A 24329-nucleotide genomic window follows, 5' to 3' on the forward strand; every position below is an offset into this window, starting at 1 on the left:
CTAAAAAGGAGTTTAAATGGTTTTAGCTTTAGGAGAATTTGAGTTTAAAGCTTTAAATTTTGATAATTTAGAAAGAAGCTTAGAATATAACATACAAAGTCAAAATAGACTTAATAATCATAATGCTTTATTTGCAAGTTCTAAAGAAAGTGAAAAGATTAAAATACAAGGCAAAACCTTACCTTTAAAAGGGGATAGAAACACCTACTTAGATAAACTTGAGAATATGGCAAAAGAACAAAAATCTTATATTTTAATAGGAGCTAATGGAAAGTATTATGGTAAGTTTGTGATTTTAGCTTTAAATGAAAATAGAAGTGCATTTGTAGATGGAAGTGGCTTTGTAGCACAAAGCTTTAGTATGGATTTAGAAAGGGACTTTGATGAATAAGATTTATATAGCTAAAAATAATGAAAGGCTTGATAGTATAGTTTATAAACATTATAAAAATTTACGATGTTTTGAGCAGGTATTAATAGCTAATCCAAAATTAGAACCTATTTTAAAAGCAGGAGATAAGATTATTCTACCGCAACTTGAAATCAAAGAGGATAAGGAAAAAGCCTTATGGTAAGAAAACCAAGATTTAAACTTGTTGCAAAAGGAAAAGATGTTACACAAAAGCTTTCTAAAAATATTATCAGTATTTCTTATGAAGATAAAGAAGGTAGTGAAAGCGATGAGATTAGCTTAAGCTTTTTTGGGCTTTACTCTAAACCATTGTTTGGGGATAGTTTAGAACTTTGGCTTGGTTTTGAAAAGCTTTTTAAATGTGGAACTTTTAATGTAAATGTTGTGAGCAAAAATTACACTTTAAATACTACAGAAGTAAGGGCTAGTGCTGTTAATTTTAGTGGAAAAAATAACACAAACATAAAAGATAAAAAAACAAGAAGCTTTGAAAATACCACACTTTTTACTATAGCAAGTAAATTAGCGAGTGAAAATAGTTTAAAGATAAAAACAAGTGGAGAGGATCAAAATATCGTAAGCATATTACAAAACAATCAAAACAACTTAGAATTTTTATATAAGATTTGTTTTGAATATGGATTTATTTGCATGATTAAAGAAAATACCTTAATCATAACACCAAAAGATGGAAAAATAGGAGATAATGCTGCAAACATTACAAGTAAAAATGAAAAATTACCTTGTTTTGAGATAGCCTTATGTGAATGTAGCTCATTAGAAATTTCAGAAAGTGGTAGAAATGAATACTCTGCTGTGATAGTAGAGTGGCAAGATATAGATGAAGCAAAGATAAAAAGTATAAAAGTAGGAAGTGGGGAAAATATTTATAAAATGCACATATCACAACCAAAAAGCGATAATGAAGCTTTTAAAAAAGCACAAAGCAAGCTAAATGAGCTTCAAAAAGGTGGAGTAAATGGAAGATGCGAGCTTATAGGAAGAGAGATAAGAGCTGGTGGTAAACTTAAGATTAAAGATATTAATATGGATAATTATGAATTTAGTATCAAAAGCGTGAGTCATAATTTTAATGACTCAGCTTATGTGATTAAGCTAGAGTTTGAGAGCTGATTTTTGCAAATCCAAATCATTTTTAATTTCAACAAAAAGTTTTCTATAAGCTTCAAAAATACATCTCATTTCTTCATTTCCAGTCTCTGGGTTAATAAGTTTAATGTCTTTTTCCATTAGATTTTTACCTAAAGACAAAAATTCTTGTTTTCGTATAGAACAAAATGATGCAAAGATATTATCTTTATTTATTTTTGATTTTTCTATAGAAAAACGAATAAACATCTTATAATAGTCAATTGCACCTCTATAAAGGTGACTTTTTGCTTTGTCAATATTTTTTAACTCATTTTCTTTTTCACCATTATTATATATATAAATAGCCAAATGTGACAATGCATTATTCGCCTCTAATAAAGGTTGTATAAATAAATAGCACTCATATGTTTGTGATTTATTGGAAAATTTTTCTAGAACCTTTTCTTCAATATATTTTCCATTAAAATAATTCCTAAAAATCCTATTTGCTTTCATAAAATGAGCATTTAATTCAATTAACTCTTCATCTTCTAAAATATCAGCAATTAATTTATCATCACATATTTCAATTTTTTGAAAATCTAGATCAGCCTTTTTGATTTCCTTAAGAGAGTCGTACTCTTCTATTAATTTTCTAATTTCTTTCAATAAATTATCTATCTTGTCTTTCTTTTTTTCTAATATTTCATCCGACTGATAAAGCATATTAAAAACATCTTTTAATATAATGATAATATCTATATTACGATAGCAAGAATTACTATTTAAAAGTGAATTAGTTAAATCAATTTGAAGATATTTCACATATATAGAAAAAAGTTTTTTAACGTAACTTATTTTCGAAAAACTCATTGATTTCACATTCTATATATAACTCATCTAAAATATCACTGATATTTTGCAATTTGTCATGTAGTGTTGCATCATCGGTTTGCTCTGCTCTAGTATTGCAGGTACTACCCGTATTCTCGTAAGGCGTATTGATATAGCCAACTTTTCCATAACTATCTCTAACTAACTTTTCCATTTAATTTCCCTTGACAAGATGGAAAAACCTTGACAAATTTAAAGGTTTTTAAAGTTTAAATGCTATCATATTTTAGTAAAAATATCAAATTTAATTGAAGTTTTCTTAAAAATTAAAACAAGCTTGGCTCTAAATTTTCTCTTAATTCTTTAGTGATTAAATACACAGCATTTAAGCTTAAATCATATTTTTTGGCACATTCTACACTTGCATTTTTGGTGGTTAAACCTTGTTTTATAAGTGTTTTAAAATCTTGTTTTAATTCTTCATCTCTCATTAAAGTCTTATAGCTTGGGATATAAATATTTCCACCACCAAATTCTTTTAAAATCTCACGCTTATCATTATTTTTCACAAAATCAATAAAATAATCAAAATATTCACTATTAGAGAGCACATTAAGCCTTAAATAAAGATTTTTAAAATTTTATCTAAAAAAATAAAATTTGGTAAATTGAGATTATAATTGCATTTTTACATAAAGGAAAAACAATGAAAAAACTCTTATCTATTCTATTATTCTCATCTTTATCTTTATTAGCTAGTAATAATTTTAATGAAAGCAAAAAAGAATTATAAGAGAAAAGTCTAATAAGTAATCAATTTATTTAATCACAAACTAAAGTAAAAAAAAGATAAAAAAAATCTTAAACTATATAAAAATGAAAAAGTTTAAAGAAGCTTTTATGTAAGAAATTTTCCTTTTAAATATAATTTGGTAATTTTATTTAAAAAGGATACTAAAATGGATATTAAGATGGATAAAATTGTTATCTTTATGATAACATTAATCACTCTTATCTTAGTTATTAAAAGCTAAGATAAGAGAGCTTTCATCAAAATAAATCATTCTTTAAGTTTAGCTTCGCTTAGCTGAATGTTGTGCTGTTGTTTTTCTAAATTTTTAAGCCCTAAAATGACTTTATTAGCATCTTCTATACTTAAATACCAAAGATGCAAAGGTCGCTTTTTAATGATATTATTAATAAATTCTCTTAAAGCCCATTGTGTAGGATTTTTAGCATTTTTACTCCAAATAGCTTGTATCATATTAAGCTGTTTTTTTGTAGCCCTTCCACTTTTGGTATTTTCATTTTTAAAATATCTTGCTTTTTTAGTATTTTTTAAAAACTTTTCATCATACCACAAAGCTATAGCAAAATCTCTAAGTTCCTCAATGCTTAAATCTTTGGATGAGCTTTTACCATATCTTTCGTTTAATACCCAGCGATAGCTTTCATCATCGCTTAAATGAGCGTCTTTTCTTAGGGTATGAATTATTTTTATAAGTTGTTTTTTAAGATTTTGCATTCAAATCCTTTTTAATATTGTTTTTTATAATAATTTGAAGTTCTAAAAATTTTTCTTTTAAAACATTATCGTGAATATGAAAGTTTCCCGTGCTTTTTTCAATAAAGATTTCTTTTTTAAAAACTTCTTTTTCTTGTGTGTTTTTTAAAATTAAAAGCTGTGCTTTTATATCCTTAAAGATAAGCATATAATTCTTATAAAAAAGTTCAAAATTTTGTTTGTAAATAATCCTTAATTGAGCTTTTATCAATTCTTTTTTTGCGTTAAATTCCATTAAAGCAGTGGTATTTGTAAAATAAAAAACCAAAATTTTATTTTTTATCACAGCCTGTTTAAAGAATTTTTGTATTAAAAATTTTTCTAAACTTTTTATAGACATATTTTGTAAGGCTTGATAAGCTCTTAATTTTATAAAAAACACACTTTCATCATTAAAAGACTTTGAAGTAAGAAATTTCACAAACCATCCTTTAAAAACTTAATCAAACCCATTGATTTAATGGGCTTTGTTAAATTCTTATATTTTGATTTTTACTAAATTATCCTTGTATATATCTATAAGAAGTTTTAATTCTTGTTGTTGAATTTCTAATCGCTTAATGCTTTCTTCTTGTAGTTGTAAATTTAATTCTAATGCTTGTAAGTTTAACATCAAAAGCTCTTTTTGCTTTTTACTATAGTGATAATTTAAAACCAAAGCTATTATAAAAAGAACTATAAACAAAATATACCACTCATTAAAAACAATACCTTTTATATCCATTTTACCCTCCTATATTAATCTTCATTTATATTTTTAACTATTTCTTGCCATTCTTTATCGCTTTTGAAATTGCTATTTAACTCATTTAAAAGCTCTACTGCTTCATTATTGTTTAATTCATAAAACAAATCTCTTATTTTTTTTATAATACATGTATCTCTACCAATTCTTTTAAAAAATAATTCTTGTTCTTCATTGTCCAAAGTATCAAACAACTCAACAACATCATCCACACTAACACATTCTAGATCATCTGCATCTACACTTACATTTACATACATTCTCATCCTTTTGTTTTAATTTAAGTTTTAAAAACTTAATCAAGCCCATTAAATCAATGGACTTTGTTAAATTTTTCTTTTTTTAAATCTAATTTTTTTGCTTTGCACTCATTCTCTTTTTTTCTTTTAAATCTTTGTTTTTTTAGTTTGGGTTTGTTTTTAGAATTAATGGCTAAAAAGCCATTAAAATGAGCTGTTTTTGCTTTAAAAACACTATTTAAAAGTCCAAAAGCCACTAAAGAAAGTTTTTTCATTTTTCAATCTCCAAACTTTCAATACGAGGTTCTATTCTAAAATTATCTTTTACCACCCTTTTAAGACCAAGCTTTACTAAAGTACTATCTTCAAGCCCTACAATAGCATCTTTATTAAGCTCTTCTTTGTAGCTAATACATTCATTAAGCCCATAACTTTTAAAAGCTTTTACAAGAGCTTCTAGCTTTTCTTTTACTCTTGGTAAAGGCACACTCTCGCTTATTCGATAACCAATTTTTCCAAAGGTAAATTCTTTAGATCTTTTTTCAGCAAATTCATGCTTGTTGTTTTCACAAAAGGTGCTAATACATTGTTCCATATATTTAAGCTCATCGTTTAAAACTTTAATTTTACCCGCATGAGCTTCTTTAATCTCATTACAAGCTAAAGTTACATCACCATTAATCTTTTCTATCTTTACACTAAGTTCAGCTATTTTTTTAAGTGCTAAATTGACATCTTCAAAACTTTTTATTTCCATTTGTTCTCCTTTAAATTGTATTTTTTAATTTGGTAATCCCAAAGAACTACACCATACCTTAAAAGTATCGCGTGTTTAATTCTTTTTCTAACTATTCTCAAGCCCTTTTTATAAGGGCAAATCCAATGTTAATTCTTTAATGCCAAGCTTTTTAGCTAATGCTAATTCTTCTTGCATACCTTGTGAATACTTAGCATCTTCATGAGTACTCATATAAATATAATCACTTGCTTTTAAAAGCTCTAATCCCATTTTTAAAGCTATTTCTCTGTGTTTTTCTTCATCTAAATAGCTAAATTGTAAAATAGGTGAAACAGGTGTAAAGCCTTCACATTCACGCATGATTTTTAAGCATTCTTGCGTTGCTATGCTAATAGCCCACGCTTTTCTTTGACTTTCTCTTACAGCTAAAGCTTTATAAGGGGAAGCTATATAAACTATTGCCATGAATTTTCCTTTCTAATAAATTTAAGTTTTAAAAAACTTAATCAAAGTGCTTTAATTAAGCACCTTTGTTAAGCTTTTTGCTTTTTTCATGATTGATTATTTTTAAGGCAATATGATCAGGATAGATTCCTTTTAAAATATCTATAAACTCACCGCTTTCTTTGTAAATAATATTTATTCCTTTTACCACATACAAAGAAGTGCTATAATCAGCTCTTTCACCTCTAATCATTCTTCTCATTTTCTTTCTCCTTGCATTAAATTTTCTTTTTTTACTCTTTGCTCTTCTAAAGCTTCTAAGGCATCCATAATCTCTCTCCATTTTTCTTTGTTTTTTGGATGAGCTAGCTTTTTTAAGGCAGATTTATATATTTGTCCAACTCTAACTCTTGAGATATTTAATTCCCTAGCTATTTCTTCAAAATTCATTCTTAACCTAATAGTAAATATCCAGCTGCAGCTTCAATATGCTTTATTTCTATACTTTTACCATCAGCAAAATCACTAGCTCTTTTTAAAAGCTTTTCGCTTTTTCTAAAATTACCTCTAGCTAGATTAAAAACCAAATCTATTGCTTTTTTATCTACTAAGGAAAAATAATCACAAAGAGCTTTTAAATCATCATTTTTTAAGCCCTCTTTGTTTTGATAGCAAAGTCCTTTTAACTCCCATTTTGCACCAATTCTAGAGCTAAGCTGTCCATATTCGTTATAATCATTTCTACCAACACCTGTAAGATTGTTTTTAAGTTTTTTAGTTCCTACTAAAATCAAAGCAGTGTTTGAAAAATCATATATGCGTCTTAAGCACTCAAGTGCTCTAAAAGGTAAGTGTTCGCTCTCATCTATAATTAAAACTTTTGAAGTTCTTGATAACTCACTAGCTATGCCTCTAATCTTATCATCAAGTGAGCCTTTAAAACACACATTAAGTTTGTTTTCAAGACCGCTTAAAAGCATTCTTTTGCTAGTTTCAGTAGTAGCTTCAAACAAAACTACCCTTGTGCCATTTTTATTAGCATATTCTTTAATAGCTCGGCTTTTACCAGTTCCTGCTTCGCCTATGATAACCCCCATTTCACGATTACACATAGCATTTTCTATAGTTACATTAATTGCTTTTACATCTTTTGTAACTATAAAAGGTGTTTGTAGTTCTTTAATGCTCTTTTCTTCTACGAAGCTTTTTATATACTTTTCAAGCAATGGTTCTACTTTAGTAGCATATTTATAAGCACTACCTTCTTTCATGTATCCAACCATATAGCTTTTATTAATACCTAAGCGATCAGCTAAGTTGTTTTGAGAGATGTTTTGTGTATTTAAAAATCTCTTTGTTTGTTGGGCTAAATCCATTTTTCATCCTTTTGTTTTTTGCTAAGTTTTTAGATTTTAAAAACTCTTTAAAACTTGAATTAATCAAGCTTTAAACAATTTTTAACCAGCAAAATATTTTCTATCCATAAAAGCTTCCATGTCAAATTCGCTTTCATTATTTGTAGTTTCTTTTTTAGAGTTTAAAATAAGCTCATCAGCGCTGGTATCGTTTTTAATTTTTTCAAGTTTTCTTTGTGTTGTTAAATTTTCTTTAGCAAGTGATTTTTGTTGTACTTCTTTAGCTTTTATAAGTGAGTTTTCAAAAGCAACTTGTAGATCTTGTAAGTCTTGTTTAATATTAAGTTTAGTAAAGGCCGCAATTTCATCTTTTTTAAGCACTTCTTTGATGGCTTTAACTTCGCTTTCATAGCCTTTTTTAAGTATTTTAAAGCTTTCTTTGCTAAGTTTAGCGATACTTTCATCAAGTGCTAAGCAAATAAATTTTCCCATCATATCATAGATGAAAAGCTCTTTGATATTATCGATATTTTGCACGCATTTAACCTTTGTTCCAACACTTGGCATTAAGGCACTTTTATAAACTCTACCTTCAAAATTAACGCCTTTTTTACCCACGACTCTAAGTTCCTTATTACCTGCATTAAATAAAAATTCTTCATAAGAGATTTTTACCATAGCTCTATCACATGAGTTCCAAAGTTCAAGTGGAGTTTTAACGCCTTTTTTGCGACGTACTTTAGACATATTCCATTTAATTATTTCAGCTTCTAAAAATTCACAAGCCTCATTAAAGGTATGAAGTAGTTTTTGATTAGTCTTTTTAGTAAAACCGTATTCATCTTTAGCATGTCGTTCTTTTTTAGGAGTTTTTTGCTCAATAGCTTCTCTTTTAGCTAAATTTGATCCTATTGCTCCATGAAATAAAGAAATACCAGCATGCCCAAGTGTTCCAAATCTTCTTTCAACTAAAGCCTTTTGTTCTCCCGCATAAGCAATAGCTGCATCGTAAGTTATATTAAGACCATCAAGTAAGCTTTGAAAATCTTTTGAAAGATAATCTTTACCATTATCCCCTTTAATCATATCAGGCTTACCAAACTTATCTATAGCTTTCCATAAAAGGCGTATTAAGCTTAAAGAGTTAGATTTTTTTACTAAAGTAGCTACTCCCATACCACTAAAGACATCAACGACACTTAAAATATGAGGGCGGAAAGGCTCGAAAGTTTCATCATCTCTAACTATAAAATCAGCTGGAGAGCTATCGATTTGCCAACACATATTTTTCATATCATAAAGCTCTCTTTGATTGCCAAGTGCAGGTAGAAACTTACTTTTTGCTTTATCTAAACCCTGAGTGATAATACAATGTTCTAATGGTTTATCTTTATAGTAGTTTTTAATAAAGTTTTGTAAGGTTTTTACACTAAAAAGCGGTTTTACCTCTCCTAAATCAAAACCTATAAAATCATAGTTTTCTTTTTGTGCAGCCTCTTTGTGAATTTTCCACCAAAGTTCAGTGAAATTAAATCCACCTGCTGCAAAGGAGCGATACTCTCTTAAAGCATACTCTTGTATCCAAGCGCTAAGTTTTGTTTTATCTTTGCGGTGAAGTCCGCGAGTGTCGATAAGACCTAGAATGCCATGTTTTTTATATGCTGTGCGAATTCTGAAAATTTCTATCTTAGAAACGCCGCATATTTCTAAAGCTCTCTTTTGCTTCAATCCGCCTTCAACATATTTTTCAACTTGTTTTAGAACTTTAAGCTTTTCTCTGGCATTGTTTTTTATTTCATCGCTTAAATTTTCAAACTTTATATTTAAAACAGCCAAATCACTATTTTTTGGCTCTGTTAAACATAAACTATTTTCTTTAATAGTGTTATTTTCAGTATTATTACTTATGATATTATTTAAGTCTACTTTTTGCATTTTTTCATTAAAAATCAAAATATCATTAGTGATTAATTCTTGGTTAAAGGCGGTTAAAATCTGCTCTTTACTTATTTTAAATAGTAGTTTTTTGCCACCTCTGCCACCATTAGCATTATCTACTTTCAACCACTCATATTTATTTGATCTTCTAGTTACTGCAAGTCTTAAGGCGCCTTCACTTACATTAAAAATTTGCGAAGCTTCTTTGGTTTCTAAAAAATACATTTTACTTTAAACCTTGTGGAAGCTCGTTAATAATACCAAGCTCTAATAGTTTTTCAAATACAACTTTTGTACTACCTTTAGTATTTCTTTGACCTGTAATTTCGCCTTTAATAACTCTATGTAAAATATCATAACTGATATTATGTGTTCTAGCAAAGGCTTTTACATTAATAGCGTTGTTTTCAAAATATGCTTTAATCATATTTTTTCCTTTAATACTTCAATTTTAATTGAAGTTTATTTTTGATTGTGATAAAATTTCAATTTTAATTGAAGTATTATAGTAAAAAATTTTACATTAGTCAATAAACTATGTTAAATATTTTACTTTTTATAAGGGTAATATATGACCGCAAATGATTTTAAACAAATAAGAGAAAAATTAGGACTTACACAAGAGCAATTAGGTAGTGAGCTTAATTTAACAAGACAGCAAATTATTAATATAGAAAAAGGCAAAACACCTATTAGCAAAAAGTATTTTGATAATATAAGCAAATTAAGTAAAAAATTTTACATTGATAAAGAGAAAAATACACAAACTAAAGATATAAATAAACAAGAAATTAATTTTTATTCTATACCAAAACTTAATATTTCAGCTTCTGCTGGTGGTGGTAATGAATTAATAGGATTAGAAGAATATGAAACTGGAGAAATGCTTGAGCTTAGTAAAGCTTTTTTTAAAACAACACCAAAGAATTTAAAAGCTATTAAAGTTGATGGATATTCTATGGTTCCGATGCTTCTACCTGATAGCTGGGTAGTATTTGAAGAAACACATGAGTATCAAGGAGATGGATTATATATTTTAAATTTTGATAATCAACTTATGGTCAAGCTTTTGCAATTAAATCCAATAAGTAAAATTTTGGATATCATTAGTGTTAATAAGGATTACAAAAGCTACAGCATAGACCTAAAAGACTCACAAATTGAGTTAATTATACAAGGAAAGGTTCTGCGTTCTATTATATAAAACAAGAAAAAAAATCTTGCTTTTACTCGGCATATAGCATGTTTCCAAACTGATCAAATAAAATATAAGTACTTCCTTCAAATGACATGCCAAATTGATTTTTGGCTGTATAATTTGTTCTAATGGCTATTTGCATTCCATTGTCTTTTATTGCATGATGAGAGTCTTTAAAATTATAACTATCAGGTATATATAAAGATTTTATTATAATATTCTTAGCAATCGAATTTTCCCCATCCCATAAACTGTTGTTACCCATAACATAACTTGGATTTCCATATTGAGTGTTCATTAAAATATTATTTTTGAATTCATTATCACATGTTTGTAAAGGAATAGACAATGTCGTTTTATTTGATTTTGTCCATACATTGTAGTAAATACAATTTGTATAGTTCTTAAATTCTTTTTCGTCCATTATAAAATTATTTTTTTTCACATGTTCTTCTAAAAATTCAACTAAATTTTTATGAAAATTTGTATCATTTCTATAACTTAATCCATTAAATTCTTTGTAAATATCATTTCTTAATAATTCTAATTTTGTGTCCTCATTATAGCCACAACCAATAAAAATTATTGCAAATGCAATCAAAGCAAATAAGTGTTTAAGCATATCGATTAGCTCCTATTCAAAGTTTTTATTTATTATACTAAAAATATTGTTTGATTATTTAAAAAATAATAGCAATTGAAAATTTAAGATTAAGTCTTGAAGAAAAATAAAATGTAACCAAAAAGTATCATTTTATTTTTCTATGGTTGCTTTTTATTTTTCCGCCGACAAAATCTTTGATTTTTTCATTATTTATTAAATCTTTTTTTAAAGCTCTAGTCCAAGCTATTTTAGTATTATCTATGGTTATATCATTATCGCTTAGCTCTTTATAAAGTTCAGATTTTTTAATATTTTTATTTTTATCTAAAAATGCTTGATGATCAAATTTAGCTAAGTCTTCATTGTAAGTAGCTATGCATTTTTGCATAGAATTTGCAAGCTTTTCTTTAGAAAAATTATAAGCCCAGCTATCACGATTTGTTACTATGCCTGTGGCATTTATAGCAAAAATTCCATATTCATTTTTATCGCTTTTTAAAGGCATTAATTTATCAAAATCATCTCTTCTTTGATTGATCCAATCGCCTTTTTCATTTGGGATTATATTTATAAAAGGCACATTTATTATACTTTTAAAATTATCTAATTTATCAAGCTTAGTTTGTCTATCTAGATAATCTCCTATATCATAATAATGAATTTTATTTGTTTTAGCATTTGTATCTTTTATGAAAAATACTATAGCCACTGTTGCACGTGATCCAGAACTAAATATCTGTCCGCCTTCTTGTTTAGCTTTTTCTCCAAAAGTTCTTGTATTTCCTCTTAAATTTAAAATATAAATATCACTAAATTCTTTAGCTACGCATTTTCTAAAGCCATCAGCACTTGTTGCATCTATAAAGCCTCCATTTACTACAAAACCTATAATGCCATTATCTTTTATTTTATCGCTTGCCATACGTATAGCTTGGATTAGTGTATCTCTAGTATTTTTAGCTAAATTTGCATTTGATTCTTTGCCATAAGTGTCTTTGACGCGTTTTTCTAAATTGGGGTGAGAAATGTTTGCATTATTATCATTTGCACTATTTGCTCCAGCTGAATAAGGAGGATTACCTATGATGACTTTGATTTTTTCATTGGCTATTAAATCTTTGATCTTTTTATTTTCTTCTAAATCTTTAAATTCTAAAGCAAATAAACCATTATCTTGTGTTTTTTTATCTAGATAATCAAGACTATCAGCTAAGGCTATATTTTTAAATTTATCTAAAGTGTTTATCCTTTCATTACCAGTTTGAGTGATATTAATAAGTGCTATATAATAAGCAAGTAAAATTATATCTTGAGCAAAGATTGCTTTTTCGTATTTGTTTTTAAAATTTTCATCACTAATTAAGTCATTTTCTTTACTTAATAATCTTGTGATAAAACTTCCAGTGCCAGTGAATGGATCAAAGATTTTTACATTTTCATCGTTAAAATCTGTATTAAAATGTCTTTTTAAAAGCTCATTAACAGAATGAAGTATAAAATCAACCACTTGTATAGGAGTGTAAACTATGCCTAATTTTTCAGCTTGTTTTTTAAAAGCTGATCTAAAGAAAGTATCGTATAAGTTTTTAATGAGTTCTTGTTTGCTTTTTTGACTTTTTGCTAATTTTACATTTTCTTCTACGTTTTTATAAAAGGCTTTTAAAGATCTTGTTTCTTCATCATCTAAACCAAAGGTATTTAACTTTTGATTTACTTCATCAAGAGCTTTTCCTATAGGATTATCATCCATATTTTTATCAAATAAAACATCAAATATAGGTTTAGTTATAATGTGAGAACATATCATATCTATGGCTTCATCTTCTTTGATGTTTGGGTGAATGTTTTCTTTTAAGGAAGTTAAAAATTCTTCTAAAATTTCAGGATGATCTTTAAAGATAGCATTTAATCTAATGTTTAATTTTTCTACTATTTTAGCTGTTTTTGCACTAAAGCTTTGCCAGTAACCTTTATCGCCAAGCTTAGTTGGTATGGCATTATACATCGTGTTTGCAAGCTCGCTTAAGGTAAAGCTATCAAACAAGCTTGGCTCATAGTTTTTATCTGTATTATTTGAGCTTTCATCTGCCACATAATCAGCCACAGCTATTTTGATCTTTTCTTTAAATACAGCCTCATCTACTAAGGTATCATCGTGACTTCTTAGGGCTTTTAAGATATTCCATATATTTAAAAAATTGGTATTTTTTATAGCCTCATCTAAATTTGAAAGCTCATTCTCGCTTAATGCTAAAGGCAGTATGATATAACCTGTTTTTTTATTTGGAGCTTTTCTCATTACTCTACCTACTGATTGGATTATATCTACCATAGAATTTCTTCCATCAAAAAATACTACACTATCTAAAGCGGGTACATCCACACCTTCACTTAAACATCTTGCATTGCTTAGTATATTACAAGTATTTTCTTTTGGGGAGTTAAGATTATTTAGTTTATTTAATCTTATATTGGAGTTCATAGTTCCATCAACATGATCTATGTTTATATCAAGATTTTTAAAAGAATCTTTTTTTAATGCTTCATCATAACATTGCATAATAATTTTAAAAGAATTGGTTATATTTTTAGAATCTCTTATGCTTTTGCAAAAATTTATAACTCTTCTTGAAATATTACTATCCATTTCTTCTAAAAAGTCATTATCTATTTGGTTATTTTCATCAAGAGCAACTAAATCATTTCTTGCTAAACCTTTATGCGTACCTATGATTTTAGATACAAAGTCTATATCTACATATTTTTCATCTACATTTTTTTCATCTTTTAATTTTGCTATGGCTGTATTTGCTATGTTTGCAATACCTTCTTGTTTAATAGCTAAAATAATAACTTTATAATCAGTGAGTAAGCCTTTTTCAACTGCTTCTCTAAAATTAATACTATAAATTTCATCTCCAAAAATTTCTTCATCATCCATAGAAAATACTTCATTATCACTTTCCAAAGCTTTGCTTTTTTGAGAACTAGAATAAATCTTTGGAGTAGCACTCATGTAAATTCTTTTTTTGGCTTTGATGTTTTCATCACTATGGCATAGAGTAAAAGTATTTAGTTTATCTTTTTCCTTACCTGAATATAAATTTCCTACACTTCTGTGAGCTTCATCGCAAATGATTAGATCAATCTCATCTAGATCGTTTTGTTTTTGAGCTTGCATGATTTTTTCAACACTTTGATAAGTAGAAAAGATGATAAATCTTTTGTTGTCTTTTTTAGCTATATCGTAAGCTTTTTTAATGCTTTGTGTATCAGTAGAAGCAGGAATGGGCAATTCTAAAATATCTATATCATCTTCAATGCTTTTACCTGATTTACTATCTGAGCATACAATAGAAGCAACAAAATCATCAGTTTTCTCTTTGCAATATTCTCTAAATGTTTGCCCTACTAAAGCTATACTAGGAGCTAAAAATAAAACAATGGAATTTTTAGGAGTAATTTCTTCTATAATTTTTAAAGATGTAAAAGTTTTCCCAGTACCACAAGCCATGATAAGCTTGCCTCTTGTGTTATTTTTGTTTGCAAAATATTCTTTTGTGTTATTTATGGCTTGTATTTGATGTTCTCTTGGTTTTTTCTTTGCAGTAATTGGTAGCTCTAAAGAATTATTTGGATCAAATTTATCCCAACTTATGTTTGAATTTAAAAAATCTTCTAAAGTGATCAATTCTATAGGTGTTAAAATTTGTTTCATCTCTTTTTTAGCGTTTTGAGTGAGATCGCTAGCACTTATAATAATGCCTTTACTAAATTTAATCTCCCCTATTCCACTTTGCAACTTGCTAAAATAAGTACTTAAATCTTTAAAATCTACTTTTGAATTTTCATAAAATTTACATTGAACTGCAATATAATCATCATCTTTTGTTTGAATGATTAGATCTATACCACGATCTTGCCCATCTTTTTTATCCCATTCATCCCAAAGATAAATATTTTTATAAATATTTGCTGTATCTTTTTCTTTTAAAAGATGTTTTGAAAGTTTTTCAAACATAGATCCCTTCGATCTAGTGTTTAAATTTGCTTTTTTTAATTTTTCTAAGATGATTTCAAAAGTAGTTTCGTTTGCACTCATTAAAACTCCTAAGCTAATAATATAAAGAATATATCAAAAATTAACTTTGTAACTTATAAATATAAAAGTTTTGTATTTTTATTTTGTGTAATTATAAATGGATATTATACCTACTAGAAAACTTATTAGATCAGTAGTGTTTTCTTTATAGAGATATCTTCTTATACAGTTTTATGCTTTAGTTTTCTTTGAAGCCATAATTATTATATTAATTTCAAAGGGCTTCATAATAACTTATTTTATTCTTAACAATATTTCAAAATATATTTATTGAATGTTTCATTTAAATCATTAAGAGCAAATATATTTTTGTGGATTTAGTTTTATACGAATATTTTATATGCCTATGAAGTGCAATATTGAAATTTGCTAAGTTGTTTATTTTTTACCTTGATTAAGAATGTATTTTTATTAATTCATTTTTATAGCTTTAATTCTTTAGTGAATATTATAAAAAATATCAAAACAGACTTTAAAACTATATATTTTTAAATATAAACATATTTTATGTTTATATTAACTATCAATGCTTTATAATAATACAAAAGGAAAACATTATGTTAAGAAAAATAGAAATATCTGGTCTATATTCTTTTGGAATAGAAACACAAATTGTTGATTTTACAGCAAAGCCAAAAAGTAAGTTAAAAAATACAAAATATGAGTATAATTTTAATTTATCACAAGCTGGGAAACCTATGAAATCAGCAGTTTTTTTTGGAAAGAATACTAGCGGAAAAACTAACTTTTTTATAGGCGTAAAAATTTTACTAAATATAATTAAATATGGCTTTTCACATACCCTAAGAGAGCATTTAACAGACAATGCCTTTAATGAAAATTCAAATTCTATAAAATTAAGTATTGAGTTATCTAATAACAATAAAGATATTTTTACATATTCGATAGAGTTTGATAAAAAATATATCCTAAAAGAATCTTTTTTGAAAAATAATAAAATTATATATGAATTTGAGAATGATAAGGCTATTTTTAATATTGATAGTAAAGAAAAAAATAAACAGCTAGAGTTATTCTTTTCAAGAAATCTTAGTGAAAATATATTTTATTTCTTAAAAGATTTTGACATAAAACAAAAAGAAATATTTATGAATCTTATAAACAATATCGAAGTTTATATGAATAGTAATTATTCAAAAAAATATAATTTTGAATTTGAAGAAAATAAAAAGAAATATTTTTTAGAACACAAAGAAAGTATTTTGGAAATTTTTCAATTGTTAGATAAAACTATAAAAGATTTTGAGTTTAAAAAGTATGAAAAAGATGGAAAGAATATATACGAAATCTTTTTTGTTCGCAATGGAAAGAAATTTAATTATCAAATAGAATCAGAAGGTATTAAAAAAATAGTATATTTTGCAGATAAAATAACCCAAATTATCAAGGAAGGAAAAATTGTTTTTATTGATGAATTAGATTCTTCAATAAGCACTTTGGCGCTAATACTTATATTTAACAATCTTATTAATACAGAGGAAAATCATAATGGACAATTAATTGTTTCATCTCATAATGTTTTATTATTTGATGTTAGTTTTTTAAATTCACAACAAATATTTTTAATTCAAAAAGATCAATACCTAGAGAGTAAGATAAGAACTTACTACGATTATGATATTAGAAGCGAAAAGAAAAAAGCATATATTGATTATTTAAAAGGGCTTTATGATGAATAAAAAAACAAAACCCAGTATTACAGATTTGGTGTGAAGGTAAAACAGAAGAAGATTATTTTAATTCTCTTTTTAAATATCTAAATTATGATAATGTTAAAATAGATGTAAAAAATTTAAAAAATAATAATTCATATAAAAACATTCTTTATAAAATAGAAAAAGCACCTTATATTGATAAGCTTATTATTGTAATGGATCTAGATAGAGCAAAAAGTGATACTAATAAGTTAAAAATTTTAGAAAAACTTATAAAACATATAAAAAATTCAAAAGACAAGCATTTATTTCTTACTCTTGATGATTTTGAAGATTGGCTTAGATTTCATTTTGTAGATAATAGTAAAAATAACAAAACAAATTTTTATAAAAAATTAGGATATAGCGATAGTAAGAATTTTAAATCATCTACTAACGATTTATATTCTCAAATATTAAATAAAGGTGGATGTATAGAAAATGCTGAAAAGTATTTTTGCAATATCGCTGTTTTTTGCAATGACCAGCGTGAGATTGATAAAAATTCACTAAATAATCTAACTCAAAGTAATCTATATTATTTTAGAAAATTATTAGAACAATATAATGGTATTTAAAATAATATTATAAAAAGCCCTACTTCTTTTTTTATATTGTGATTATATACAGATTAATCAATAATATCTAAAATTGGTTTTTTTAGCTAAAACAATTTAAATAGTTTGTTTTGTCTTATTTTTACAATTTTGGATTAATTTATATAATTAATCTTCCTCAAATTCATCATTTATTCCTGCTTCAGCAAGTTCTAATTGTTCTTTGTGGAATTCTTCATCATCTTTAAAAGCTTCAAAACTTTTTATCCATAATACTTTTCTCTGTTTTATATATTCTTCGTTTTTAAACATGCCTATCCTTTTGTTTTATTATTTAATTTTACTTATTTTAATTTTTCTAAGATAATTTCAAAAATAGTTTCGCTTACACCCATTAAAAATCCTAAGCTAATAATATAAAGAATATATCAAAAATAGACTTTATAACTTATAAATAATTTTTTTTGTAAATATATTATTTAAACTATTCTTAGTAGAAATTTGTAGATTTCGCAAATATCAAAAATATCAACAAAACAACTATGGATATAATACAAAGTTGATAAAAGCTAGATCTTTGGAAATATTATAATTAAAAAAAATAATATTGTATTTTTAAAGTTGATTGGATAATATATTAATTTAATAATTTATATAACAAAAAAAGGAAATAAAATGGGACAATATATTGTATTAGCCTTTGCAATAGCAGTTGGCATATTTGTGACATTTTATGACTTTGATAAAGATAAAAAAACCGATAACAATAAAAATTAATCGATTTTTTAATATTTCAACCCTTAGGTGAGAATAGATATTCCCACTTTAGGGAATTTTCTATTCCTTTTTTATTATCAAATCAAAAAAAAAGGAAAAACATGTCAGCAATAACAAATACAAATCAAAATACAGAATTAAACAAAGAAAGAATCGCTCTAATTAAAAAACATTTCTTCCCTGCTGAAACTAAGATCAATAAAACAGAAATGGAATATTGTCTTAGTGTTGCAACTAAATATGGTCTAGATCCTTTCTTACGCCAAGTATTTTTTGTTCCTCATAGGGCAAAAGTTACAAAAAAATGGTAAAGATGTGTGGGTTGAAAAAATAGAACCTTTAGTTGGTAGAGATGGCTTTTTAGTTATTGTTCATAAAAGCGGAAAATTTGGTGATATTCGTTCTTATAGTGAGATTAAAAACTATCCAAAATTAGTAAATAATCAATGGCAATACGCTCAAGATTTGGTTGCAATTTGTGAGGTTTATAAAACTGATACAAAACAAACCTTTTATAGTTGAAGTTGCATATAGTGAATATGTGCAAAAAACATTGGAAATGCCTACAATCTAGTATAAAATATAAAACAGCTTAATATAAGTTAAACACAAAAGCTTGATATATAAAATAAATAACCTATCACAAATTGTGTTATAATGATAAAGGATAAATATACAAGGAAATATTATGGCTCAGGAAAAAGAGTATATACTTAATGAAAGTTTTAAAGCTTTATTAGAAAGTATTTTTTCTAATCCTGAACAATCACAAAAATTAATTAAAGCTTTTGAAGAACTTGTTAATGGTAGAGCAACTACTCAAAGATTGAATTTTGAAAATCTTAAAAATCAAACTATAGAAGAAATAAGACAAGAGCTTGTAAGTAAAGATTTATTTCAATCAGAGATTAAAAGATTGGAAAGTTTAATTTATTCTGAAGTTGCAAGACTAGAAGGAATTATTAACACCAAAATAGCTGAAATTAAAACTGAAATAGCTGAAGTTAAAACTGAATTCTCAGAACAAATTTCTAGCGCTAAGCAAAAAGCACTTTATTGGCTTTTAGGTACTGCAGTAGCAACTACAGTAACTATACTTTCAAGCGTTTGGATTATGATGAATTTTATGCTAGAAAGCTTAAAATAAAAATTATTTAAAGTTTTTACTATATCTTGTTGATATACAATTTTATAGTTAGGATAATATAGTTATCCTATGAATTTAAGTAATGTTTTTCATATAATCATAAATTAAAGCTGTTCGACTAATAATAAAATTCTCAAAATCATCATTTAATAAATATTTAACCATATCTTTTGTTATAAAATGTGTTTCTAAATCTTTAAAAAATTGTTCTTGTTGATTATCTTGTATTTTTTTATTTAGCAACTCTTTTATATATGTGCTTAGATTTTTATTATTGATTTTATTATTAGATTCTTTTGTAATAAGTGCTATATTTGCTATATTATTAATTATATTATCATTAGATGAGATAAAATTTTTAGATATCTCTTTTCCTATATTAGAATTTATAGGAAAAATATGATGTTCTTCTAAAAATTCACTAAACTTCTTAAAAACCGTTTGCTTTTATCACTCTTGATCTTCTGGCTTAAAACCTATTATTTTTGCCATTATACCCCTATAGCTTTCAAAACTATTCATTGTTTGTATATTGCTAACTCTAAGAAGTCTAACTTTGTGATCTTGTTTGTAAAAAACTTTAAAAACATAACCACTTTCTTTGTGTTTTACCATATCATCTAAACCACATTTTTCTATAAATTCATAATCTTTAGCAAAAACTTCATTTTCTACATCAAATAAATCTTGAGAATAACCATTAGGATTAGCTGGATCATAAGTATAAGAACTTACTACACATTCTCTCATAGCTTTTTGTATTTCTTCTTGGGATAATTTTTCCATAGTGTTTTCCTTTTTTTATTTTTATAGTGATATAAATGACTTAATGTGTAGTTATGGATTTTTATTAACTTGATTAATTTAACTTCAATTATTTAAAACAACTCACTATGAGAACCTATATTAATACAGGTTAAAATAAGCTTATCATCTTGTTTTTGATAAATTAAGAGCAAATCAGGTTTTACATGACACTCTCTAAGCTCTTTAAATTCACCTTTTAGTTTATGATCTTTGTATTTTCTTTCAAGAGTTTCATTGTTAGATAAGCGATAAACTATTTCATCTACCAAATCTTTTTCTTTTAGTGTTAGCTTCTTGTAATTTTTCTTGTATTCTTTTAAAACTCTAATTTCATATTTCACGCATAGCCTTTTTATACTCATCAAAGTTTTTAAAAGTTTCATACTCTCCATTTTTCATTTCTTCTAAAGCTTTTTTCATAGAACTTTGTTTTTTCTCATCTGGGATATCATACTCTAATAAACAATAAGTAGCTCTTAGGCTTTTAGCCAAACTCTCAAAAACAGGCAAAAAATCCTTATCAAATCCACTAATTTCAATTTTTATAGACATCTACATCCTTTCTTATATAATTTTATTTTTTATTATAGCATAAAGGATTTTGTTGTAAATTTGAAAAACTTTTTATTTATGTAAAATTACATAAATAAAACAATTAAAATACAATATAAAGAATTAAAGAATAGCAAAAACGGTTATTTTAAAAACTAACAAATCTTTGTACAGAATGATTTCATATTCTGTTGCAAAATTTTAGCTGGTAAATAACAACCAGCAAATATTATCTGTTTTAATCCTTAAAAATTAAATAATTAAACGAATTAAGCTCATTTATAATTATTTTTTCAACATCTTTCCTTAAATCAATAAATAAAGCATTTACATCGATCTCATCTAAGTTGTTTTCTACCCACTCTATGGTATTTATTTTGTCTTTTTCACTTAAAATTAAAGAGTATAATTTGATATTTTTTAAAGAAATTTTAAATTTCTTTAACATGTTTATAAAATCTTTTTTACTCATTGTTGTGTGGCTTAATTCTATCTTGTTTAAGTGTTTAATAAACAAGAGAAGAATTAAAAGCATTTTCTCTCCATTTCCACTCCAGCTTTCACTTAATTTCTCTATAAATCCTACACCTTTGAGAGAACGAATATGTTTAGATATTTTTTGAAGTTGCATATTTACAATGTTTGATTTTAAAAAATCATTTAAGCCATTTTTTAGCTGTAATTCATGTGTAAGTCTATTGTAATTTCTAAGATTTCTATGTAATTCCATATCCGCTAAATTATTTGCTAGTAGCTCATTTGGACTAATTTGAAAATATTCGCATATTTTTAGTATTGTAGGAAGTGTAATATTGTTATTTCCTTTTTCCCACATACTTACTGTTTTTTGTCCTACATTTAAAATTTCGCCCAACTCTTGTTGTGTTAATTTGCGTTGTTTTCTTAAAAACTTAATATTTTCTTTTATCATAATAGAATTATCCTATATAAAATTATTAAAATATTAAAATATTTTTGTTAAAAATAAAATAAAAATTTATATTATTTTAAATTAAAGAATTTATAATTCTAAAAAAGGATTATAAGATGGAAAACATAAAAAAATTTTCATTGAAATTGGAAAATTTTCAATCTTGTCAAGAATCATGGCTCTTAAAAGATTTGATACCGAAAGAATCTTTGGGTTTGCTTTATGGTAGTAGTGGTAGTGGAAAGACAAGTGTTTGTTTGTATTTTTGCAAGGAAATTTTAAAGAAAGATAATGAAATTAGAGTGTTTTATATAAATGCAGATATGGGACTTTCGAGTTTAAAAAAATATGGTTTCGCAAATCTTCTTGAAAATTTTACCAACCGTTTTTTTGTAATAGATTTAACATGCTCTGATAAAAAATTCATATATTTTGAAAACATATGCGACGAAATAATAAAAATTCAAGAGAAATTCAATGTATTTATAATTGTTGATTCTTTAAATTGTGTCACTAGAAAAATAGGAAGATTTATTGATCCAAATTATTTATTTTCAAAAGAGAAAATAATTCGAAAAAAAGGTGGGACTGTGCTTTTTATTCATCATTTAAATAAAAGCGGAGTTTTTTCTGATAGTCATCAAATTGTTGATTATGCTGATTTTAGCTATAGATGTGAATACACTGAAGAGATGAATTCTATTTTGTTAAGACCAGAAAAACTTGGAAGATTTATACTTGAAAAAATAGCATTCAAAGTTTTAAATTTTAGCAATTTAGAAAGAATGGAATTTGATAGTGTTGAGATGAGTTCTTATGAGATAGAGTTTATAAAAACTGTTTTAGAGATTTTAAAGATGGGTCGTTTTAAGCAAAATGAATTAATCAACCTAGTCTTAAGAAATTGCAAAAGATATGTTGGTCGTGAAAAGGCAAGAAAACTTTTGCAAGAATATGCAAAAAAAGGAAAATGGTGCATGCTCAAAGATCGTTTTGATAACAATTCGATTTATTATTACTTAAAAAATGAGGAAAAATAATGGATATGGATAATATAGTAATTTGCAAAGCTAGTGATCTTGAAGATATTTTTAAAAAGATTTTAAAAGAAAATGAATTAATCAAGAATAAAACTGATGAAAATTTAAATGTACAACAGGCTTCAAATTATTTAAAAATAAGTACTTCAAAACTTTACAAGGATTGTAATTTAGGAAAAGTTCCTTTTTGTAAAATTGGTAAAAAACTTGTTTTTAAAAAAGATGATCTTGATGAATATTTAAAACTTAATAGCTCTAAAAATAGTTTAAAATTTTAATCACACTTAACTAAAAAACCGAAAAACCTAAAAAACCATTGTAAATTAGTGTTTTTCAGTTTTAAAATTACTAAAAATAGCATTTAAAGTATTATTAATAGTTTCATTTTTAATATTTGCATATCTTTTTGTAACTCCTATGCTTGAATGTCCTAATGTTTCTCCAATAGCTTCTAAAGATATACCCATATTAATACCTATATATCCTATTAAATGTCTTAAGTCATGCAATCTAATAGGAGTTTTTAATTTTTGATTTATTTTATCCCAATGCCATCTTATATCTTTATAAGGGTTTCCATCTTCTTTAATAAAAATATATCCTTTATTTTTTACTCCAATGCTTTTTAAAGCTTCTATTTGTAAAGAACTTAACGGAAATTGTAAGTTTTTCCTTGATTTGTTTTGGCTTGAAGGTAAAAAATAAATTTTATTAGCAAAGTCAATATTATCCCATTTTAATGTAAGAACTTCACTTTTTCTTCTTCCATGTAAAAGAAATATAAACATAGCTCTTATCATTAAATTTTCATAATTTATAATAGCTTTATAAAGAGCATTTCTATCCTCATCATCAATAGTAAAATATCTTTTGTTGTCAAATTTTTGTATCTCTATTTCTCTTGCTATATTTTTTTCTATATAATCATTTTTAATAGCAAATTCAAATACTGGAGAAAGTATATCTTTTATTGTTTTTGTTGTTCTTGGAGATTTACCTTGATCAATCATTTTATTGACAATATTTTGCATATCTTTTAATTTGACTTGTTTTATTTTGATGTTTCCTATAACATCTTTTATATGTGCATTATATGAAAATATGGTTACCTCGTAATGTTTTTTAGAAATAGTATTTTTTCGCATACTAATCCATTCTTCAAACACTTCATTTAGTTTAGGTTCTTTAATTTTAAATTTCTTTGCAAATTTTCCATTAATTCTTTGCAAGGCAATTAACTCACAATTCTTTTTAAGGGTCTGGGTGTTATTTAAAATAGGAAATATCTCATAACTTGATTTTTTTCCTTCATAATATCTTATAGCTAATTCGTATGGTATAGTTAATCTTCTATGTAATTCTACTAAGCTAATTTCTTTTATATCCTCCAATTTCTTATCTTTGTCTATAAAATATATACCCTTATATTCTTTTATTTTTACTAGATTTTTCAAGATATTCCTTTTTTGCTTTTAATTTACGCAGAAAATTTTATTATTTTTTACATAATATAAAATTAAAAATATACTAAAAATAG

34 protein-coding genes and 1 pseudogene are annotated in these 24329 nt (G+C 25.8%); 11 read left to right on the forward strand and 24 right to left on the reverse strand.

The features are described from left to right. The first annotated feature begins 16 nt into the window (after positions 1-16). The 3 genes from CSUB8523_RS05035 to CSUB8523_RS05045 are packed head-to-tail and all read left to right on the forward strand — an operon-like array spanning position 17 to position 1546. Entirely contained in the window at positions 17-391 is a 375-nt protein-coding gene (locus tag CSUB8523_RS05035) for a phage tail protein (protein WP_039663934.1), read from the forward strand. Continuing rightward, positions 384-575, forward strand: a complete 192-nt coding sequence (locus CSUB8523_RS05040) for a phage tail protein X (RefSeq protein ID WP_039663936.1) — start codon at positions 384-386, stop codon at positions 573-575. The genes CSUB8523_RS05035 and CSUB8523_RS05040 overlap by 8 nt, the downstream gene beginning before the upstream one ends. Then, positions 569-1546, forward strand: coding sequence for a phage late control D family protein (locus CSUB8523_RS05045; RefSeq protein ID WP_043019823.1), 978 nt, complete (start codon positions 569-571; stop codon positions 1544-1546). Before CSUB8523_RS05040 ends, CSUB8523_RS05045 begins: the two co-directional genes overlap by 7 nt. On the opposite strand, the gene CSUB8523_RS05050 is transcribed toward CSUB8523_RS05045, so the two are convergent. The 15 genes from CSUB8523_RS05050 to CSUB8523_RS05120 form a co-directional block, all read right to left on the reverse strand. Continuing rightward, the gene (locus CSUB8523_RS05050; protein ID WP_043019824.1) at positions 1529-2377 is read right to left on the reverse strand and encodes a hypothetical protein; all 849 of its coding nucleotides are present in this window, start codon (positions 2375-2377) and stop codon (positions 1529-1531) included. The genes CSUB8523_RS05045 and CSUB8523_RS05050 overlap by 18 nt on opposite strands. Continuing rightward, complete coding sequence (locus CSUB8523_RS05055; RefSeq protein ID WP_043019825.1) at positions 2349-2552, reverse strand: CJH_07325 family protein; 204 nt, start codon at positions 2550-2552, stop codon at positions 2349-2351. The genes CSUB8523_RS05050 and CSUB8523_RS05055 overlap by 29 nt, the downstream gene beginning before the upstream one ends. A 112-nt stretch (positions 2553-2664) precedes the next feature. Beyond that, positions 2665-2949, reverse strand: coding sequence for a Mor transcription activator domain protein (locus CSUB8523_RS05060; protein WP_043019826.1), 285 nt, complete (start codon positions 2947-2949; stop codon positions 2665-2667). 449 nt (positions 2950-3398) lie between these two features. Continuing rightward, positions 3399-3863, reverse strand: coding sequence for a phage protein GemA/Gp16 family protein (locus tag CSUB8523_RS05065; protein WP_043019827.1), 465 nt, complete (start codon positions 3861-3863; stop codon positions 3399-3401). Then, positions 3850-4323, reverse strand: a complete 474-nt coding sequence (locus CSUB8523_RS10100; protein ID WP_043019828.1) for a hypothetical protein — start codon at positions 4321-4323, stop codon at positions 3850-3852. Before CSUB8523_RS10100 ends, CSUB8523_RS05065 begins: the two co-directional genes overlap by 14 nt. A gap of 57 nt (positions 4324-4380) precedes the next feature. Next, positions 4381-4626 (reverse strand): hypothetical protein, encoded by a 246-nt coding sequence (locus CSUB8523_RS05075; RefSeq protein WP_043019829.1) that lies wholly within the window; start codon positions 4624-4626, stop codon positions 4381-4383. 14 nt (positions 4627-4640) lie between these two features. Continuing rightward, on the reverse strand, positions 4641-4907 hold the full coding sequence (locus tag CSUB8523_RS05080) for a hypothetical protein (RefSeq protein WP_039663960.1): 267 nt from the start codon (positions 4905-4907) through the stop codon (positions 4641-4643). A gap of 53 nt (positions 4908-4960) precedes the next feature. Beyond that, a complete protein-coding gene (locus CSUB8523_RS05085; protein WP_043019830.1) occupies positions 4961-5161 on the reverse strand; it encodes a hypothetical protein in 201 nt (66 codons plus the stop codon). Next, the gene (locus CSUB8523_RS05090) at positions 5158-5643 is read right to left on the reverse strand and encodes a host-nuclease inhibitor Gam family protein (protein ID WP_039663961.1); all 486 of its coding nucleotides are present in this window, start codon (positions 5641-5643) and stop codon (positions 5158-5160) included. Before CSUB8523_RS05090 ends, CSUB8523_RS05085 begins: the two co-directional genes overlap by 4 nt. Positions 5644-5751: 108 nt before the next feature. Beyond that, positions 5752-6090: a DUF7768 domain-containing protein gene (locus CSUB8523_RS05095; RefSeq protein ID WP_039663964.1), complete on the reverse strand. Its 339-nt coding sequence runs from the start codon at positions 6088-6090 to the stop codon at positions 5752-5754. Positions 6091-6145: 55 nt separating this feature from the next. Continuing rightward, complete coding sequence (locus CSUB8523_RS05100; RefSeq protein WP_043019831.1) at positions 6146-6331, reverse strand: hypothetical protein; 186 nt, start codon at positions 6329-6331, stop codon at positions 6146-6148. Continuing rightward, a complete protein-coding gene (locus CSUB8523_RS05105; RefSeq protein WP_043019832.1) occupies positions 6328-6519 on the reverse strand; it encodes a sigma factor-like helix-turn-helix DNA-binding protein in 192 nt (63 codons plus the stop codon). Before CSUB8523_RS05105 ends, CSUB8523_RS05100 begins: the two co-directional genes overlap by 4 nt. Positions 6520-6521: 2 nt before the next feature. Then, on the reverse strand, positions 6522-7445 hold the full coding sequence (locus CSUB8523_RS05110; protein ID WP_043019833.1) for an AAA domain protein: 924 nt from the start codon (positions 7443-7445) through the stop codon (positions 6522-6524). 81 nt (positions 7446-7526) lie between these two features. Further along, positions 7527-9587, reverse strand: a complete 2061-nt coding sequence (locus CSUB8523_RS05115; protein ID WP_043019834.1) for a DDE-type integrase/transposase/recombinase — start codon at positions 9585-9587, stop codon at positions 7527-7529. Between the two features lies 1 nt (position 9588). Next, a complete protein-coding gene (locus CSUB8523_RS05120) occupies positions 9589-9789 on the reverse strand; it encodes a Mu phage-associated protein (RefSeq protein ID WP_039663976.1) in 201 nt (66 codons plus the stop codon). A 144-nt stretch (positions 9790-9933) separates the two neighbouring features. Here CSUB8523_RS05120 and CSUB8523_RS05125 point away from each other — a divergent pair, with 144 nt between their 5' ends. Next, a complete protein-coding gene (locus CSUB8523_RS05125) occupies positions 9934-10566 on the forward strand; it encodes a LexA family transcriptional regulator (RefSeq protein WP_039663978.1) in 633 nt (210 codons plus the stop codon). 22 nt (positions 10567-10588) lie between these two features. On the opposite strand, the gene CSUB8523_RS05130 is transcribed toward CSUB8523_RS05125, so the two are convergent. Both CSUB8523_RS05130 and CSUB8523_RS05135 read right to left on the reverse strand, forming a co-directional pair. Next, positions 10589-11182: a hypothetical protein gene (locus CSUB8523_RS05130; protein WP_039663980.1), complete on the reverse strand. Its 594-nt coding sequence runs from the start codon at positions 11180-11182 to the stop codon at positions 10589-10591. A 151-nt stretch (positions 11183-11333) separates the two neighbouring features. Continuing rightward, a pseudogene (locus CSUB8523_RS05135) lies at positions 11334-15266 on the reverse strand (DEAD/DEAH box helicase family protein); the annotation flags it as partial. Positions 15267-15823: 557 nt separating this feature from the next. Between CSUB8523_RS05135 and CSUB8523_RS05140 the strand changes: the two are divergent. Both CSUB8523_RS05140 and CSUB8523_RS05145 read left to right on the forward strand, forming a co-directional pair. Next, a complete protein-coding gene (locus tag CSUB8523_RS05140) occupies positions 15824-16966 on the forward strand; it encodes an AAA family ATPase (protein ID WP_043019836.1) in 1143 nt (380 codons plus the stop codon). 23 nt (positions 16967-16989) lie between these two features. Then, on the forward strand, positions 16990-17559 hold the full coding sequence (locus tag CSUB8523_RS05145) for an RloB domain-containing protein (RefSeq protein WP_235362577.1): 570 nt from the start codon (positions 16990-16992) through the stop codon (positions 17557-17559). A gap of 147 nt (positions 17560-17706) precedes the next feature. On the opposite strand, the gene CSUB8523_RS10180 is transcribed toward CSUB8523_RS05145, so the two are convergent. Next, complete coding sequence (locus CSUB8523_RS10180) at positions 17707-17850, reverse strand: hypothetical protein (RefSeq protein WP_167333026.1); 144 nt, start codon at positions 17848-17850, stop codon at positions 17707-17709. Positions 17851-18416: 566 nt separating this feature from the next. Between CSUB8523_RS10180 and CSUB8523_RS10405 the strand changes: the two genes are divergently transcribed. The 3 genes from CSUB8523_RS10405 to CSUB8523_RS05155 all read left to right on the forward strand — a co-directional run bounded on the left by CSUB8523_RS10405 (position 18417) and on the right by CSUB8523_RS05155 (position 19462). Beyond that, positions 18417-18626 (forward strand): recombinase RecT, encoded by a 210-nt coding sequence (locus CSUB8523_RS10405; protein WP_052243675.1) that lies wholly within the window; start codon positions 18417-18419, stop codon positions 18624-18626. A 4-nt stretch (positions 18627-18630) separates the two neighbouring features. Beyond that, the gene (locus CSUB8523_RS10410; RefSeq protein WP_052243676.1) at positions 18631-18837 is read left to right on the forward strand and encodes a hypothetical protein; all 207 of its coding nucleotides are present in this window, start codon (positions 18631-18633) and stop codon (positions 18835-18837) included. 166 nt (positions 18838-19003) lie between these two features. Continuing rightward, positions 19004-19462, forward strand: coding sequence for a hypothetical protein (locus CSUB8523_RS05155; RefSeq protein WP_069107230.1), 459 nt, complete (start codon positions 19004-19006; stop codon positions 19460-19462). A gap of 75 nt (positions 19463-19537) precedes the next feature. Here the strand turns inward: CSUB8523_RS05155 and CSUB8523_RS10625 are convergent, their stop codons facing one another. From CSUB8523_RS10625 to CSUB8523_RS05175, 5 genes are all read right to left on the reverse strand, one after another. Continuing rightward, positions 19538-19705, reverse strand: coding sequence for a hypothetical protein (locus CSUB8523_RS10625; RefSeq protein ID WP_158336971.1), 168 nt, complete (start codon positions 19703-19705; stop codon positions 19538-19540). A 207-nt stretch (positions 19706-19912) separates the two neighbouring features. Then, the gene (locus tag CSUB8523_RS10105) at positions 19913-20248 is read right to left on the reverse strand and encodes a hypothetical protein (protein WP_043019838.1); all 336 of its coding nucleotides are present in this window, start codon (positions 20246-20248) and stop codon (positions 19913-19915) included. Between the two features lie 92 nt (positions 20249-20340). After that, positions 20341-20610, reverse strand: a complete 270-nt coding sequence (locus CSUB8523_RS05165; RefSeq protein ID WP_002789000.1) for a type II toxin-antitoxin system RelE/ParE family toxin — start codon at positions 20608-20610, stop codon at positions 20341-20343. Continuing rightward, entirely contained in the window at positions 20600-20821 is a 222-nt protein-coding gene (locus CSUB8523_RS05170) for a hypothetical protein (RefSeq protein WP_043019839.1), read from the reverse strand. The genes CSUB8523_RS05165 and CSUB8523_RS05170 overlap by 11 nt, the downstream gene beginning before the upstream one ends. A 238-nt stretch (positions 20822-21059) precedes the next feature. After that, entirely contained in the window at positions 21060-21752 is a 693-nt protein-coding gene (locus CSUB8523_RS05175; protein WP_043019840.1) for a helix-turn-helix domain-containing protein, read from the reverse strand. A gap of 116 nt (positions 21753-21868) precedes the next feature. On the opposite strand from CSUB8523_RS05175, the gene CSUB8523_RS05180 reads away from it, so the two are divergent. After that, positions 21869-22792 carry an AAA domain protein gene (locus CSUB8523_RS05180; protein ID WP_043019841.1) on the forward strand — a complete coding sequence of 308 codons (924 nt, stop codon included), beginning with the start codon at positions 21869-21871 and terminating at the stop codon, positions 22790-22792. Further along, complete coding sequence (locus tag CSUB8523_RS05185; RefSeq protein WP_167333027.1) at positions 22792-23070, forward strand: helix-turn-helix domain-containing protein; 279 nt, start codon at positions 22792-22794, stop codon at positions 23068-23070. Before CSUB8523_RS05180 ends, CSUB8523_RS05185 begins: the two co-directional genes overlap by 1 nt. Positions 23071-23115: 45 nt before the next feature. On the opposite strand, the gene CSUB8523_RS05190 is transcribed toward CSUB8523_RS05185, so the two are convergent. Further along, complete coding sequence (locus tag CSUB8523_RS05190; protein WP_043019842.1) at positions 23116-24246, reverse strand: tyrosine-type recombinase/integrase; 1131 nt, start codon at positions 24244-24246, stop codon at positions 23116-23118. Positions 24247-24329 lie beyond the last annotated feature (83 nt).

This window comes from Campylobacter subantarcticus LMG 24377, assembly GCF_000816305.1.
GTDB classification, from domain to species: domain Bacteria; phylum Campylobacterota; class Campylobacteria; order Campylobacterales; family Campylobacteraceae; genus Campylobacter_D; species Campylobacter_D subantarcticus.